At 65.2% G+C, this 15,800-nt stretch carries 15 protein-coding genes; 10 read left to right on the forward strand and 5 right to left on the reverse strand.

The genetic code is table 11. The features are described from left to right. Position 1 precedes the first annotated feature (1 nt). Positions 2–1,399 (reverse strand): lipase family protein, encoded by a 1,398-nt coding sequence (locus tag A5785_RS21500; protein WP_082937873.1) that lies wholly within the window; start codon positions 1,397–1,399, stop codon positions 2–4. Between the two features lie 242 nt (positions 1,400–1,641). Further along, positions 1,642–3,063: an acetate metabolism transcriptional regulator RamB gene (ramB, locus tag A5785_RS21505; RefSeq protein ID WP_049697635.1), complete on the reverse strand. Its 1,422-nt coding sequence runs from the start codon at positions 3,061–3,063 to the stop codon at positions 1,642–1,644. 59 nt (positions 3,064–3,122) lie between these two features. On the opposite strand from ramB, the gene A5785_RS21510 reads away from it, so the two are divergent. The 4 genes from A5785_RS21510 to A5785_RS21525 all read left to right on the forward strand — a co-directional run bounded on the left by A5785_RS21510 (position 3,123) and on the right by A5785_RS21525 (position 7,784). Further along, the gene (locus A5785_RS21510) at positions 3,123–3,890 is read left to right on the forward strand and encodes a hypothetical protein (RefSeq protein ID WP_064868972.1); all 768 of its coding nucleotides are present in this window, start codon (positions 3,123–3,125) and stop codon (positions 3,888–3,890) included. 513 nt (positions 3,891–4,403) lie between these two features. Further along, positions 4,404–5,690, forward strand: a complete 1,287-nt coding sequence (gene aceA, locus A5785_RS21515; protein ID WP_005209419.1) for an isocitrate lyase — start codon at positions 4,404–4,406, stop codon at positions 5,688–5,690. A gap of 177 nt (positions 5,691–5,867) precedes the next feature. Continuing rightward, positions 5,868–6,761, forward strand: coding sequence for a 3-hydroxybutyryl-CoA dehydrogenase (locus tag A5785_RS21520; protein WP_064868969.1), 894 nt, complete (start codon positions 5,868–5,870; stop codon positions 6,759–6,761). 201 nt (positions 6,762–6,962) lie between these two features. Then, a complete protein-coding gene (locus tag A5785_RS21525) occupies positions 6,963–7,784 on the forward strand; it encodes a hypothetical protein (protein WP_049698014.1) in 822 nt (273 codons plus the stop codon). Positions 7,785–7,901: 117 nt separating this feature from the next. Here the strand turns inward: A5785_RS21525 and A5785_RS21530 are convergent, their stop codons facing one another. Next, entirely contained in the window at positions 7,902–8,435 is a 534-nt protein-coding gene (locus A5785_RS21530) for a helix-turn-helix domain-containing protein (protein WP_065181035.1), read from the reverse strand. A 102-nt stretch (positions 8,436–8,537) separates the two neighbouring features. Between A5785_RS21530 and A5785_RS21535 the strand changes: the two genes are divergently transcribed. Beyond that, the gene (locus A5785_RS21535) at positions 8,538–9,749 is read left to right on the forward strand and encodes a benzoate/H(+) symporter BenE family transporter (RefSeq protein WP_064869149.1); all 1,212 of its coding nucleotides are present in this window, start codon (positions 8,538–8,540) and stop codon (positions 9,747–9,749) included. A 36-nt stretch (positions 9,750–9,785) separates the two neighbouring features. Here the strand turns inward: A5785_RS21535 and A5785_RS21540 are convergent, their stop codons facing one another. Together A5785_RS21540 and A5785_RS21545 are read right to left on the reverse strand one after the other, a co-directional pair. Continuing rightward, a complete protein-coding gene (locus A5785_RS21540) occupies positions 9,786–10,643 on the reverse strand; it encodes a polyphosphate kinase 2 family protein (protein ID WP_064868966.1) in 858 nt (285 codons plus the stop codon). Beyond that, a complete protein-coding gene (locus tag A5785_RS21545) occupies positions 10,636–11,433 on the reverse strand; it encodes a TetR/AcrR family transcriptional regulator (RefSeq protein WP_231894135.1) in 798 nt (265 codons plus the stop codon). Before A5785_RS21545 ends, A5785_RS21540 begins: the two co-directional genes overlap by 8 nt. Before the next feature lie 52 nt (positions 11,434–11,485). Here A5785_RS21545 and A5785_RS21550 point away from each other — a divergent pair, with 52 nt between their 5' ends. The 5 genes from A5785_RS21550 to A5785_RS21570 all read left to right on the forward strand — a co-directional run bounded on the left by A5785_RS21550 (position 11,486) and on the right by A5785_RS21570 (position 15,795). Then, positions 11,486–12,826 (forward strand): DUF445 domain-containing protein, encoded by a 1,341-nt coding sequence (locus A5785_RS21550; protein WP_152930014.1) that lies wholly within the window; start codon positions 11,486–11,488, stop codon positions 12,824–12,826. 72 nt (positions 12,827–12,898) lie between these two features. Continuing rightward, entirely contained in the window at positions 12,899–13,429 is a 531-nt protein-coding gene (locus tag A5785_RS21555; protein ID WP_064868964.1) for a helix-turn-helix domain-containing protein, read from the forward strand. Positions 13,430–13,439: 10 nt separating this feature from the next. Next, positions 13,440–13,757 (forward strand): DUF2516 family protein, encoded by a 318-nt coding sequence (locus A5785_RS21560; RefSeq protein ID WP_064868961.1) that lies wholly within the window; start codon positions 13,440–13,442, stop codon positions 13,755–13,757. A gap of 94 nt (positions 13,758–13,851) precedes the next feature. Continuing rightward, the gene (locus A5785_RS21565) at positions 13,852–14,685 is read left to right on the forward strand and encodes a MerR family transcriptional regulator (protein ID WP_064868958.1); all 834 of its coding nucleotides are present in this window, start codon (positions 13,852–13,854) and stop codon (positions 14,683–14,685) included. A 30-nt stretch (positions 14,686–14,715) separates the two neighbouring features. Next, positions 14,716–15,795: an alpha/beta fold hydrolase gene (locus A5785_RS21570; protein ID WP_064868955.1), complete on the forward strand. Its 1,080-nt coding sequence runs from the start codon at positions 14,716–14,718 to the stop codon at positions 15,793–15,795. The last annotated feature ends 5 nt before the right edge of the window (positions 15,796–15,800 follow it).

The following is a 15,800-nucleotide window of genomic DNA, read 5'->3' on the forward strand; positions in this document are numbered from 1 at the left end:
ATCACCGATGAGGGCAGCCGCTGCGTGCAGGTGAGCCGCGTAAACGAGCGTCGAGCCAACTCATCGCGTCAGGAAAGCCGATCACGGCGGCGGTGACGTGTTCGCCGACGACGTCACGGTATTGAGCGTTCGCGCCGAGTCGGCACTGTTCGAGGAACAGGTTGCGCGCCCCGGCGGCCGGTATCCACCACTCCTGGGCGCCGTTGTAGATGTAGAGCGGAACCGCCGATCGGGTGTCGGACATCTTTGTCACGCGGTAGATGTGTTCTGCGATGGGCGAATGGAACGGATCACCGACGTTCGCCATCAACTGCATCGGCATGAATGTGGCGCCCGCGAGGGCCTCGGGTATCACGCACACGTTCTTCAACGGCGACGGCGCAATCCACTGAGCAGGGTTGTTGGCCATGGTGAGGATCTCGGGCCGCTCACGGGCAATACCGAACGTCGCGGCATGGAACAGTCCCGTCGCGAGGTTGGCGTTCATACTGCCGACGAGCATGCGGAAGTCGGCAGGCACACCGCCCAGTGCCGCCCCGACGACGCGCGGCGCGAGTTCAGGCGCGTACCCGGCCAGGAGTTTCGCCGCGCCGGCGGTGGCGATCGAGCCGCCGGAGTATCCGCTCATCGCAATTGCGCTTTGCCCGAACATCTTCGGCTTCAGGTTCGACGCGGCGCGGATAGAGTCGAGCACGATATGACCTGCGACGACGGGCTCTGCATATGCCATCCGCGGGCCCTGGTGGTCGGGGATCAGCACGCCATAGCCGTGGGCAAGCGCGAGCTGCGTCGTCGGAGGCAGTAGGTCTGTCACACCACTTGCGATCGAAAAGCCATGGGCAAGCGTGTAACCCGGGTTGCACGCGGTCCCGAGTGAATCGATGGGGAGGTTGTTCAGGAGGATCGGTCGGGGTCCGCGCACCGGTGCGGACGCGGTAGGAGTTATCAGCGTCGCGGTACCGAAGCTCGGTTTTCCGACGGCGTCGGTGCTGCGGAACTTGATGAGCGTCGCCGACGCAATCGGCACGGTGACCACCGGCGCGGCCGGCGCGGTCACGTCGCGGGTCGCGATGACGGTGCCGGGCTGGAGGGAGCCGAGGTTCGACGGCCACCGGTCGAACATGGGATCCCCGGTCGGGGTAGGCAACGTCGCCTCGCGCAATTCTTGTGTCCGCCAAGACAACCCGGGTGACTGTGCGCGCAACGGGATGGTCGACAGATGTGGAAAGGGTGGTGCGGGGACGACGCGGTCGATGGTATCGGGGACCTGTTGGGGGATACCCATCATGTTCGGCGGATCCGCTGCGGCGACGCCCGGGGCAATCGCGGCGACAACACACGCCAGCAGGAAGACGGCGGCGGAGTTTCGCCGCGATGGGTGTCGCCGTGACGAACGCATGGCGCCTTGCCTCCAGACCGGGAGAAGGGAAGCACCCCCGACGGCTGCTTCCCCTCTCCCGCGCCCACCATAGGGCTGCATCCTGATCGTTCGACCCACAAATGGCTACGCCGTATGACATGTGATTGATCTGTAACCCTCGGACCGGGGTCCGCTTGTGCGACAAGAAGAGTTGTCGAGAATGCGTCGACTGCGTCATAGCGACTGCGTCGACTACGTCAAAGGCGACTGCGTCGACTGCGTCAGAGCGACATGTAGGGCGACACGCTGCTGCGATGCGAGTCGATGCGCAGGCTCGAGCCGAGCGGCGGGAATGCGCGCTGTGCACAGTGCTGGCGTTCGCACACGCGACATCCCGCGCCGATTGGGGTGATTCGCGCCTGCGGGCCGATTTCGAGGCCGTCCGAGTAGATCACTCGAGCGGCGTGGCGCAGTTCGCAGCCAAGTCCCAGCGCGAACGTCTTGCCCGGCTGGCCGTATCGCACCGCCCGCCTCTCCACTGTGCGTGCGACCCAGAAGTAGTCACGGCCGTCGGGCATTTCGGCGATCTGCGTGATGATCTTTCCCGGATAGGCGAACGTCTCGTAGACATTCCACAGTGGACACGTGCCGCCGCTCGACGAGAAGTGAAATCCCGTGGCGGACTGTCGTTTCGACATGTTTCCCGCGCGGTCGACGCGGACGAACGACCACGGCACACCACGGAGATTCGGGCGTTGCAGCGTCGAAAGTCGGTGGCAGATGGTCTCGTAGGAGACCGCGTAGAACGCCGACAGGCGTTCGATGTCGTAGCGAAAATCCTCTGCCGCACCGTGAAACTGCGTGTAGGGCAACAACACTGCGGCCGCGAAGTAGTTGGCCAGTCCGGTCTTCGCGAGCGCCTGCGCCTCGGTGTTGGTGAAATTCGCCTCGTCGACCAATTCGGTGAGGAGATCGTCGAATTCGACGAGCGCGAGTTCTGCGGCAAGTTTGAACGCCCGCTGGCCGGCCGACAGCGCGGCCGAGACCTCGAGACGTCGTGTCGTGGGGTCGAATCGGTGCAGGAGGTAGTCGCCGAGGTCGACGCGCGGCGCGATCGTCACCCCGTGGACGCGTTCGAGCCGGTCGGCGATCTCCCGTCGGACGTCGCCCGAGTGCATCCGCATGCGTGCGTTGAGCTCTTCTGCCGCGACGTCGAGTGCGTGAATGTAGTTGCGGCGCTGGTAGAAATAGTCGCGCACCTCCTCATGGGGTGCGGTTATCGATCCGCGCATGGCGCGGTCGCTGCGTTCGTCGGTCGCCGCGGCGAGCTGGTCGATCGCAATCCGATACCGGCGATGCAGATTCACCATCGCCTGCGCCATGTCGGGGTGAGCCGAGACCATCGCCGCGATCTCCTGCGGGTCGGCGGTCGTCGGCGCGGCCTCGATGTCGTCGTCGAGCAGCGCCTCGCGCAGTTCTGCGACGAGTCGGACGTCGTCTTGCGAGTCGAAGAACCCGCCGTCGACTCCGAAAGCCTCGGTGATCCGCGCCAGCACCGACGCGGTGAGCGGGCGGGCGTCGTGTTCGATCTGGTTGAGGTACGACGCGGAGATGCGCAGCGTCTGCGCCAACGCCACCTGCGACAGCCCGCGTTCGGAGCGGAGTTGCCGCAAACGCGATCCGACATAGGCCCTGTTGTTCATAGGTCGCCGCAGTTCATAGGTCGCCATTTCGTCGGACCCGCTCAGGGTACGGTGACCCGATGCGTGGGCGGTGGGTTCGACGGTGGGTGGCAGCGACGCTGCTCGGCTGCGTCGCTGCCACGCTCGCGGGCTGCGGCGACGATGACGCGGTCGTGACCGCCACGGCCGTCGCTCCCGCCGATCTGCTGCTTCGGCCCGCGCAGTTGCCTTCCGGCTTCGCGACGACGCAACTGACCGTCTCCGACCTCGTCGACTCCGACCGGGCCCAACTGGCCGCGGCACGCGCCGACGGTGTGGTGCCGCAGGAGTGCCGCCCAACCGCCGATACGAGCTTCACCGAGAAGGTCAGCGAGTCGAACTCAGCGGTGTTGGCGGCGAGCGCGGCCGACGTCGGGCTCGTCGAGCTGGTGTCCACCGTTCGACGCGACATCGACGACGACATCCGCACGAGGAGCGGGCAGTGCCGAACGACGCGAACCACCGTTGCGTCGGGAAGCCTCGCGGGTGCGACGGTCACCACCGAGTCGACGACGCTGCCCGACCCGCCGGAGGTCGCCAACGGTCCCGACGGACTCAGCGTCGAACGTGCTTTTCTCTCGCGGTCGGATGTGTCGACGGCACTGCCGGATTCGACGATCCGCAAGCAGGTCGGATATGTCGGATATGCGCTCGTGAAGCGCGCCGGAGGAGCGGTATTCACGGTCGCTCTCACGGTGAACGGCCCTGCCGGACGGGCGCAGAACCCGCCAGCCGACGCGGTGGAGCCGATGCCGTCGTCGGCCTTCGTTGATCTCTTCGGCACAGCCCTGAGCGCGGCCGCGCGGTGACGAGGAGTGGCGTCGGCGCCCGGGAGTACCTCGAACCGCAGTGTGAAACACGCCACATGTGAGGTGTCGGGAGTCTTTCCGGCGAGCGTCGACGCGGTGTGCCGCCGTGGGCGGGCCACCGCTGAGGCGTATCGAGAAAACGCAGTACGCGCGTACTTTTTAACGTCCTGCTGACGACTCTTCACATCTCCAGATTTGCAAAATTTGCAAATCTTCGCCACATGGTTGGCGCATTTTTGCAGTCAAAGGGGATTGGACCTGCGCGTTTCCGTTGTGGCACCCTTGAGTCAGGCGTTTCCGGGAAGTGCCGAAGAGTTCGCAAACTACGATCACACGCTGTGATGGTCGTCACACATGTGAGCTCGACGCGCGCCCGGAGGCCTGACACCACCCGGCCTGGATGCATTCCCTGGCAGCCTCGGCCGGGCCCATATAGGCCCCGGTCTCTGTGAGCCGGACAAGCATTCGTCCCGGGAGATCGGGACGAGCAGCACAACGAAAGCGAAGTGGCTAATGAGCAACGTCGGAAAGCCCCGCACCGCCGCGGAAATCCAGCAGGACTGGGACACCAACCCGCGGTGGAAGGGCATCACGCGCGAATACACTGCCGAGCAGGTTGCCGAGCTCCAGGGCACCGTCGTCGAGGAGCACACCCTCGCTCGTCGTGGCGCCGAGATCCTGTGGGAAGGCGTCAACAGCGACAACTACATCAACGCCCTCGGCGCGCTGACCGGTAACCAGGCCGTGCAGCAGGTGCGCGCGGGCCTCAAGGCCATCTACCTCTCGGGTTGGCAGGTCGCCGGTGACGCGAACCTCTCCGGCCACACCTACCCCGACCAGTCGCTCTACCCGGCCAACTCGGTGCCGGCCGTCGTGCAGCGCATCAACAACGCGATGCTGCGCGCCGACGAGATCGCCCGCGTCGAGGGTGACAACTCGGTCGACAACTGGGTCGTGCCGATCGTGGCCGACGGCGAAGCCGGCTTCGGTGGCGCCCTCAACGTCTACGAGCTCCAGAAGGCCATGATCAAGGCCGGCGCCGCCGGTACCCACTGGGAAGATCAGCTCGCCTCGGAGAAGAAGTGCGGCCACCTCGGTGGCAAGGTGCTCATCCCCACCCAGCAGCACATCCGCACCCTGACCTCGGCTCGCCTGGCTGCCGACGTTGCCAACACCCCGACCGTCGTCGTCGCTCGTACCGACGCCGAGGCCGCAACCCTCATCACCTCCGACGTCGACGAGCGCGACAAGCCGTTCGTGACCGGTGAGCGCACCACCGAGGGCTTCTACAACGTGAAGAAGGGCATCGAGCCCTGCATCGCGCGTGCCAAGGCCTACGCTCCCTACGCCGACCTCATCTGGATGGAGACCGGCAAGCCCGACCTGGAGCTGGCTCGCCAGTTCGCCGAGGCCGTCAAGAGCGAGTTCCCTGACCAGCTGCTGGCTTACAACTGCTCGCCTTCCTTCAACTGGAAGCAGCACCTGGACGACGCGACCATCGCGAAGTTCCAGAACGAGCTCGGCGCGATGGGCTTCAAGTTCCAGTTCATCACCCTGGCAGGCTTCCACGCCCTCAACTACTCGATGTTCGATCTCGCTTACGGCTACGCCCGCGAGCAGATGACCGCTTACGTCGACCTGCAGGAGCGCGAGTTCGCTGCTGAGGCTCGTGGCTACACCGCCACCAAGCACCAGCGCGAGGTCGGTGCGGGCTACTTCGACCGCATCGCCACCACGGTCGACCCCAACACCTCGACCGCAGCTCTGAAGGGCTCCACCGAGGAAGGCCAGTTCCACTAGGAACCAGCCCGCCTCTCTGAGGTTTTGCGCATCAGGCGGCTCGCAGCGTTACGTTGCGGGCCGCCTGTTGGCATATCTGGGGGCTTCCGGGCGTGCACCGGAGCTGCTCGTGTGCTCGCCAAATACGTTGTCGCGCATAGGTTATGGGCAGAGTGGATCGGGTCGGCGTTGATCTGAATGGAGGCAGTGGTGGCGGACGCATGGCGTGTCGGCGTGGTCGGTGCGGGCCAGATGGGCGCGGGGATCGCCGAAGTGTGTGCTCGGTCGGACGCAGACGTACTGGTCTACGAACCGACGCGTGAGCTCGTCGCCGGTGGCCGGTCGCGGATACTGCGCTCGCTCGAGCGGGGAGTGTCGAGCGGCAAGCTCACCGAGCGTGAACGCGAACAGGCGGCGTTGCGACTGCGATTCACCACCGAACTCGACGGTTTCGCCGACCGGCACGTCGTCTGCGAGGCCGTCGTCGAGGACGAGGCCGTCAAGACCGAGCTCTTCGCCGTCCTCGACAAGACCGTGTCGGATCCCGGTGCCGTTCTGGCGTCCAACACGTCGTCGATTCCGATCATCACGCTGGGCATGGCGACCCAGAACCCCGCGCGTGTGGTCGGCCTTCACTTCTTCAATCCTGTCCCGGTGCTACCGCTCGTCGAATTGGTGTCAACGCTGCACACGGGTGCCGACATCGTCACGCGCGCAGAGTCTTTCGCCAACGCGGTGCTCGGCAAGCAGGTCATCGCGTCTGCCGATCGGTCGGGGTTTGTGGTGAACGCGATGCTCGTACCGTACCTACTCTCGGCAATTCGATTGGTGGAGAACGGATTTGCCGACATCGAAGACGTCGACCGAGGCATGGTTCTCGGCTGTGCGCACCCCATGGGTCCGCTGCGGCTTGCGGACATGGTCGGACTCGACACCGTCACGGCGATCGCCGACCGCATGTATGCGGAGACAAAAGAGGCGCTGTACGCACCGACGCCGTTGCTGTTGCGCATGGTGGAGGCCGGACACCTCGGCAAGAAGTCGGGGCGTGGCTTTTATCAATACGCCGACGACCAGCAGGCACGATTCTGACTGTGTGCGGTATCACAGCGATTCGACAATTAGTGCTAGCAGATTGCTTGCAATAGCTAGCAAACGTGGCATACTGGTTTACGGAACCACTACAAGTGCTGGTGCGGCACCTATCGAGAGCAGAAGCGACAAAGTGGTTTGCCTCCTCGATATGCCTTGTGCCGCAACCTTTTTTGGTGACCAATGACTAAGGAGATCGCCATGACCACCACCGAACGCAATCTGCCCAGCCCGTTCTATGCCGTGGTTGGCGCGGGAGACCTTGCACTCAAGCAGGTGAGCGACGCTGTCACGCAGATCAAGGAGCGCACCGAGGCTGCGGGCGAGACCGCTCAGACCCGCTTCGAGGAGACCCGCGGCCGCCTGAACGCGCTGCCCGAGGAGCTCCCCGGCACCATCGAGTCGACCATCGACGACCTGCGCACCAAGCTGTCGCCCGAGGAACTGCGCAAGGTTGCCGACGGCTACGTCGAGTTCGCCACGACCATCTACACCTCGCTCGCCGAGCGCGGCGAAGAGGCCGTCGGCCGCCTCTGGCAGCAGCCGATCGTGCAGGAGGGCCTGACCCGCGCGGAGAAGACCTACAACGACGCCGTCGACCTGACCGAGGACGCACTCGGCGTGGTCTCGCATCAGACTCGCGCCGTCGGTGAGCAGGCTTCGAAGCTCGCCACGCTGGTCAGCACCCGCGTCGGCGAAGCGGGCGATGCCCTCGATGACGCCGTCGACGATCTCAGCGGCAAGGTCGAAGAGGCCGCCCTCGAGGTGAACGAGAAACTCGACGAGGCAAGTGCAGCGGTCACCGAGGCCGGCAAGACCGCCAAGGCCCGTAGCGCGACCGCAGCGTCGAAGATCGACGGTGCCGCAGGCGCGGTCGAGGGCAAGGCGCGCACCGCAAATGCGTCGCCCGCCAAGAAGATTGCCGCCAAGCGGACCACCACGGCTGCTCCGGCAAAGTCGACCACCGCGACCAAGTCGACCACCGCCAAGAAGTCGACCACGGCCAAGAAGAGCACCAGCTAACCCATTTCGGGTAGCAGAGTTCGCGTCCCGCGTACTCGGACCTCACGATCGATGATTCGATCGTGCAGCGTCCGAGTCGCGGGACGCTCTGCGTTGACGAGACCATCCACGTGGCCGCTAGCCGGGTGAGTCGATGGTGAGTACGGCGAGGACGTCGTCGTCGGTGCTGTAGGTGTGCGGGCGGTCGCTGATCCATTGCAGTGATTCGCCTGCGCCCGCGGGCTTTTCGTCGCCTACGGGTCCAGCGACCAGGTTTCCGCGCGCCACCCGGACATGTTCGACGACGCCTGCGCCGTGTGCGGGGGAGCGTCGGACTCCTCCGGAGGAGACGTGGAGCCAGAAGACCTCCGTCGTCGAACCGTCGTCGTGATGTTCGACTTGGAGTAACCGTGCGGTGAGGTGCGTGCCGTCGCCTTCGGTTCCCGACGCCTCGCCGAGGAGTGCCGTCAGTGGCACGCCGAGCGGGCCTGCCACGGCATAGAGCGTGTCGAGGGTGGGGTTGCGTTGTCCCGCTTCGAGTTCGGAGAGTGAGCCCTTGCCGATCCCGGCGGCGCGGGCGAGTGCGGACAGGCTGAGGTTGCGTTCGATGCGTAGCGCGGAGATCCGCTCACCGACGTCTCGTCGTCGATCATCACGCTTCGAGTCGCTCACAACTCCGTCGACCACGTGCCTGCCTTCCGCTTCATTCGTCGGTCGCGGTGGGCACCGCTCCCGAGTGTTCTGTTTACAGAACGATACCGCTATGCTGGCATCGTGACCACACAGCAGCGGGTGTCGAACACCGAGCCGATCGTCGCAGGCATCGTCACCGCGCTCGTCGGTTTCACCTCGTCCTTTGTGGTCGTTGTCTCCGGGCTCCGCGCTGTCGGCGCGTCGTCGACGCAAGCCGCCTCGGGTCTGTTGGCGCTGACGGTGACGTTCGCGCTCGGCATCATCGTGCTGTGTCTGCGCTATCGGATGCCGATCACCCTGGCATGGTCGACCCCGGGCGCAGCCCTCCTCGCGGCGATGGGCGCGAGCTACCACGCGGGCTGGCCAGCCGCCGTCGGAGCATTTCTCGTCGTCGGAGTTCTCGTCCTCGCAACGGGATTGATCCCGGCGCTCGGCGATCTCATAGCGAGAATTCCGACTCCCATTGCACAGGCGATGCTCGCGGGCGTGCTGCTGACCCTCTGTCTGGCGCCGATCAAATCCCTTGCGGTGCAACCGTTGCTGACCATTCCGATTCTCGTCGTGTGGTTGTGTGCCACTCGCTGGTTGCCGCGCTGGGCGTTGCCGCTCGCTCTGATCACGGCACTCGTCGTGATCGGAATCTATCTCGCGGTGCACGGCGTCGACTCCGCGGCGCACACCGAGTGGTGGCCGCAGATCACTTGGACCACACCGCATTTCGACGCCTCGGCGATCGTCGGGATCGCGATCCCGCTCTACGTGGTCACGATGGCATCGCAGAACGTGCCAGGCGTTGCGGTGTTGAAGTCGTTCGGCTACCAGACCCCGTGGCGGGCTTCGATGTTCGTCACGGGTACCGGAACGGTCATCGGCGCGCCGTTCGGTGGCCACGCGATCAATCTGGCGGCGTTGTCGGCAGCGCTCGCCGCAGGTGACGAGGCCGGACCGGATCGTTCTCGACGCTGGATCGCCGGGATCTCGGCGGGCGTGTCGTACCTGATCCTCGCAGCACTGTCGGGGGTGCTGGTCACGATCACGGCGATCGCGCCGCACGGTCTGCTCGAAACTGTTGCGGGACTGGCGCTACTCGGCACCTTCGCCTCGGCGCTCGTCGGTGCGCTGGCGCAGGAGGAGTATCGGATTCCCGCCGCACTCACGTTTGTGACCGCGGCCGCGGGAATCTCGTTCTGGGGCATCGGTGGAGCGTTCTGGGCGCTCGTCGTCGGACTCGTGGCGCACACGGTGCTTCGACGCCGCGACGAGTCGGGCGCCGGATCGGCTACGCGGGACTGAACCTTGCGCGACCTAACTGACGTAGAACCAACGCGCTCAGACGGATTCGGCGAGCCGCTTCTTCTGGGCCTCGATGTCGAAGTCGGCCTTCGGCCATTCGAGGTCGAGCCCTTGCAGTGCGGAGATCAGCAGTTCGCAGATCGCGAGGCGCGAGAACCACTTCTTGTTCGCGGGAATCACGTACCAGGGTGCGGCGTCGGAGTCGCAGCGATCGAAGATCGCCTGGTATGCCGCGAGGTAGTCGTCCCAGAACGGGCGTTCGTCGATGTCGGCCGGATTGAACTTCCAGTATTTGTCCGGCCGTTCGAGGCGCTCGGCGAGACGCGTGCGCTGCTCCTCCTTGGAAACGACGAGCGCACACTTCACGATGGTCGTTCCGGTCGCGACGAGGTCGTCCTCGAACTCGTTGATCGTCGCGTAGCGCCCTTCCCATTCCGATTGCGGCACAAGGTTGTGCACTCGCACGGGCAGCACGTCCTCGTAGTGGGAGCGATCGAAGATGCCGATGCGTCCCGCAGGCGGCACGGCCTTGCGGATGCGCCACAGGAAGTCGTGTTCGAGCTCTTCGGGCGTCGGCTTGCCGAAACCCTTGATGGACAAGCCCTGTGGGTCGACGAGGCCGCCGACGTGACGCACGATCCCGCCCTTGCCCGCAGTGTCCATCCCCTGCAGCACGAGCAGGACCGATCGGTGATCGCCCGACCGGCCGTTGGCGAACAGCAACTCCTGGAGGTCGGCGAGCACCTCCCCACGCTCGGTGAGCAACTCCGCACCGCGGTCACGGTCGCCGTCGAAGCCGGGGGTCGAGTCGGGATCGAAGTCGGCGATCGGCCCGAGCGTCGATGCCCGCAGCGACTCGGTCGCGGGCGTCGTCCATCCAGCCTTCTTAGCCATCGAAGCTGACCTCCTCAGGTCTCGTCGGTTGTGTCAGCACGGGAGGGTCGGCGATGAACGCTTCGCGTGATCCGTTGACGCGTGCGATCCCGGTGACCGAACTCCAGACCATCATCGTCAGGTAGTCGATCAGGTCGTCGACGGGAAGCTCGCGGTCGGTCATCCACCAGTCGACGGCGCGCTGCATGCCGCCAACCAGAACGTGCGACCAGACCATGGCGCCCGACGTGTCCGCGGCGCGCTCCTCCATCCGCGCGACGATGGTCGCGGTGAGCAACTGCGCGACCAGACGTTCCGATTCGACGGTCCCGACAGACGACGTCGGAGAGTTCGTCAGGGCGAAGCGGTAGAGGCCGGGATCGTCGGCGACGGCTCGCACGTAGACGCCGATGACGGTTCTGGTCAGGGTGTACTCGTCGGCGTCGTCGGAGATCGCCTCCGCCAATCGAGGGAGGAGCGTTGTCTCGAAGAAGCGCACCGTGACCGCTGTGCCGAGGTCGTTCTTGTCGCTGAAGTATCGGTAGAGCACGGTCTTGGAGACGCCGATGTGCGTGGCGATCTCGTCCATGCCGGCGTCGGCTCCGAGTGCCCGCACGGCCTCGATGGTGCCGTCGGTCAACTCGCTGCGGCGTTCCTGTTTGTGCTTTTCCCAGCGCTGTCTGCGACCGTCCGGCTTGACCGCGTCGTCGGTGACCGCACCCAACAGGGCCTGTTCGACCCCGCGTGTCACATGTGCGGCAGCCGAAAGCGCAGTACGTGCCGCGGCCGCAGGGCTTGGCCGGTTGGGTATCACTCGGCCAGCCTAATCCCCGGGAGAGGGTAGAACTTATTGAGTGTCGACAGTGATTCCGGACGTATCCGGCCAACCGGGGCAGACGCCCGCGCGGGCGAAGGGGTCGTCGCCGGGATTCGGTGCCGCCGACGGACCGGGTGATCAGCGCCGCCGACGTGACCTCCGCAAGATGAAAGTGGTCTCGACCGGCTTCCTCGTGGTGGCCGCGATCGTCTACCTCTGCATGCGCTACCTCGAGCATCGCGACGGCGCCGACGTGGCGGCATGGGTGGGTTACGTGCGAGCGGCGTCGGAAGCGGGCATGGTCGGCGGACTCGCCGACTGGTTCGCGGTGACCGCGCTGTTCAAGCATCCGCTGGGCATTCCGGTACCGCACACGGCTCTGATCAGGAAGAAGAAGGACGAGATCGGAGACCAGCTCGGCGAGTTCATCGAAGAGAACTTCATGACGCCCGCCGTCGTCGTCGAACGTGCGGAACAGCTCGACATGCCGCGCAGAGTCTCGACGTGGCTCGCCGATCCCGCGAACCGTCCGCGGATCTCCGACGAGGCGGCACGCGCGATCAAGCTGGCCTCGGAGATGCTCGGCGACGAGGACATCGAGCAGTTCATCCAGGCCGTGCTGAAATGGGCGGCAGAGCCGGAATGGGCGCCCCCGATCGGCCGAATTCTGGAACAACTCGTCGACGAGGACCGGCTCGATCCGGTCTTCCAGTTGCTCTGCGACCGCGCCTACGACTGGGCCGTCGGAAGCCAGGACCTCATTGAGCGTGTCGTCGACCGCGACGTCGGACCGTCGTGGAAACCGAAGTTCGTCTCGACGCTCGTCGGCGACAAGATCTACCGAGAACTCGTCGACTTCACCTACAAGGTCAAGACCGATCCCGATCACGAGATGCGACGGTCGATGCATCAGTTCGTCGAACAGTTCTCACACGACCTCCAGCACGACCCCGTGATGATCGAGCGTTTCGAGGGCATCAAGCACGACCTCGTCGGTAGTGCCGAGGTCGCCGACGCGGCGTCGACCGCATGGAACACCGGCAAGGCGGTCATCGAGCAGATGCTCGAAGACCCCAACAGCACGCTGCGCAACACCCTGACCGACGCCGTCATCCGACTCGGAACGCGCATCCGCGACGACCGCCCGCTGCAGGAGAAGATGAACGGCTGGGTTGCTCGGGTGGCTCAGCACGTCGCGACGAACTACTCCCGCGAGATCATCTCCGTGATCACCGAGACCGTGCGGGGCTGGGATGCCGACGACACCAGCCGGAAGATCGAACTGCAGGTGGGGCGCGATCTTCAGTTCATCAGGATCAACGGCACCGTGGTCGGTTCGCTGGCCGGACTCGCGATCTACACGGTGTCGGTTCTGATCTTCGGGTGACGTGACTGCTTGCACGAGCTAGCACGCACCCCGATACTGGCATGGGGCAGCGAGTATCGGGAGTGAGAAGCAGTGCAGAGCAAACCAATCCCATCGAACGACGACGCGAACACCGGGTCCGACGACGCGGGCGAGGTCGTCGAGCAGACGGTTGACGAGGCTGTCGAGGCGGCAGGGGATGAGGGTTCGAGCAACCCCGTCGAGACGGTCGCCAACGCGGCACAGGACGTAGTCGCGACGGCGGCGCAGGACATCGGTTCGTTCATCCGCTCACAGCGTGTGGCAGCGGAGGTCTCGCTGCGTCAGCTTGCCGACCGTGCGGGAGTGTCGAATCCGTATCTGAGTCAGATCGAGCGCGGGCTGCGCAAACCGTCTGCGGATGTCCTGGCGCAAATCGCCAAGGGACTGCGTGTGTCCGCCGAGGTGCTCTACGTGCGCGCGGGCATCCTCGAGGAACGCCCCGCGAGCCCCGTCCGTGATGCGCTGCTGATCGACACGTCGATCAGTGAACGGCAGAAGCAGATGCTGCTGGAGATCTACGAGTCCTTCCAGCGCGAGAACCGCGAGAACGACGCAGACCCGACCGTCGGCAAGCACGACTAGAGTGTGATTCGTGAACTTTGTGAGCTTCATGGCTGCGGGCCAAAACCTGATCCTGTGGGTGCTGACCGTCGTCGCAGGTGTTGCGGCGATCGTGTCGCTGATCCACGCGTCGATCCAGCGCTCCGACGCCTTCCCTGCCGTCGATCGGCAGAAGAAGGTCATCTGGGTGGCGATCCTTGCCGCTGCAACGGTGTTCATCTGGTTCTTTCAGGCGCCGTCGCTGTTCTATCTGATCGGCGTCGTGGCCGTCCTGGTGTACATCGTCGATGTGCGGCCCCGCGTCGACTCGATTCAAGGGAAGTCCTGGTTTCGGAAGGTCGGGCGCTAGTGACGTTGGGGGCCCGAACTGCCTGAATCGCTACGTGTCGATCCCCTGCAGGGAGTGGCGGGAGCCACGATGGGTGGCGAATACACTCTGATTCATGGCTGAGTATCGGATCAACGAGCTCGCGGACGCGTCGGGAGTCAGTGTTCGCAACATCCGCGTGTATCAGGACCGCGGACTGCTCCCGCCTCCGACGATCCGCGGCCGCACCGGTTGGTACTCCGAAGAGCATCTGGTCCGCCTCAACCTGATCTCCCGCATGCTCGAGCGTGGCTACACCTTCGCGACGATCAGTGAACTCCTGCATGCCGCCCACTACGGGATGAAGGTCGAGCACGTGCTGCGCGGCGAGCCCAAGGGCGGCCGCTTCCGAAACTTCAAACGCGCCGCGACCATCACGATCACCGAACTGCGCAAGACGCTCAATGCCTCGGACAAATCGATCGCGCTCGGCCAGAAACTCGGTCTGTTGGTCAAGGACGGCGCCCACTACGCAATCAAGAATCCCGAGGTCCTCGAGGGTGCCGAAGTTCTGGTCAAGAGCGGCATCGACATCGATGTCCTGCTCGATCGGTTCGTCCGTGTGCAAGACGACCTCGAAGACGCGGCGCGCAGTTTCGTCTCGATCATCACCGACAAGTACTTCGACGAGAAGCTGCCAGAACTCGGCGAGGCCAACGTCAGCAAGATGGCCGAACTCATCCAGACGGTCCGACCGATGGCCCACGACATCGTCGAGACCACGTTCCGCAAAGCCCTCGACGACGAGATCTCCAAGGCCATCGGCGAGGCGTCGACCTACTTCGACGCCGCGTCAGGCGGGCCCGAGGCAGACACTGACGGGGAACCGGCCGAGGCGTCGACCTATGAGCCATCGCCGTCGAATCTGACAACGGGTAGTGTTACATCGGAAGATGTCATTCGCGAGTAGCGAGCACCACACGGGGCGGAGTGGAGACGTATGAAGACTCGGAACTGGGCGCTCGGCGCCGCAGCGCTCGGCCTCGGCGGAGTGGCCGTCGGCGCAGGCACCAACCTCGCTGGAATCGCGCGCGGCGTGATGGCGTCGGCTCCGGCCCTCGACGATGGACCCGACGACCTGCTGGCCGACCCGACGGCACCTCGAGTGCAGCGCAGCGTGGAGAGCATCGACGGAACCAGGCTGAACGTCGAGTTGTACGGGCCCGATCCGGGTGCGGCCGACACCGGCGACGTGATCGTCGCGGTACACGGGTGGACCTGCAACACCCACTACTGGAATCCGCAGATCAACCACTTCGCGGGTGAGCGGACCGTCGTCGCGTACGACCAGCGCGGGCACGGGCTCAGCGAACTCGGACGCCGCAGACCAACCGTCGACACCCTTGGTCACGACCTCGACGCCGTGCTCGGTGCGGTTGTCCCGCCCGGCCGCAAGGCGATCCTCATCGGCCACAGCATGGGTGGCATGACCATCATGTCGTGGGCCAAGCAGCACCCGGAGAAGGTGTCGACGACGGTGTCGGCGGTGGTGCTCGCGTCAACGGCGGCGCGCGGCGTGATGCAGAACCATCTGCTCATCCCCGAGGGGCTGCCGCGATACAGCAGGCCGTTCGTGCCCGCGGTCAGTCGGCTCGTCACCAGTGCGTCGACGCCATTGCCGCACGGCCAGTTCACTTCTCGCGTTTCCCAGTACGTGACGCTCGGCTCGGCGGCGCGCGCATCGCATGTGGAGTTCGTCGACACGATGATCATGGCGTGTCCGCCTCGCGCGCGTGGGCGCTGGGGTGCGGCGATGGGCCGCCTCGACGTCGAGGCCGGACTCGAGGCCCTGAGTGTTCCGACAACCGTGATCGTGGGCACCGACGACCGACTCACCCCTCGCCGACACGCCGATGAGATGGCAGACATCTTGCGCCGCAACGGTTCTCTGCGCGACCAGGTCATCTTCGACGGCGTCGGGCACATGTCGACGATCGAGGCGGCGCAGCGCGTCAACGAGCTGCTCGACGACGTCGTCGGCGAGGTGTCGCGCACGCAGGTGCAGGCCGCTCACCTCTGAGGTGT

The organism is Gordonia sp. 852002-50395_SCH5434458, assembly GCF_001665905.1.
Lineage (GTDB): Bacteria > Actinomycetota > Actinomycetes > Mycobacteriales > Mycobacteriaceae > Gordonia > Gordonia jacobaea.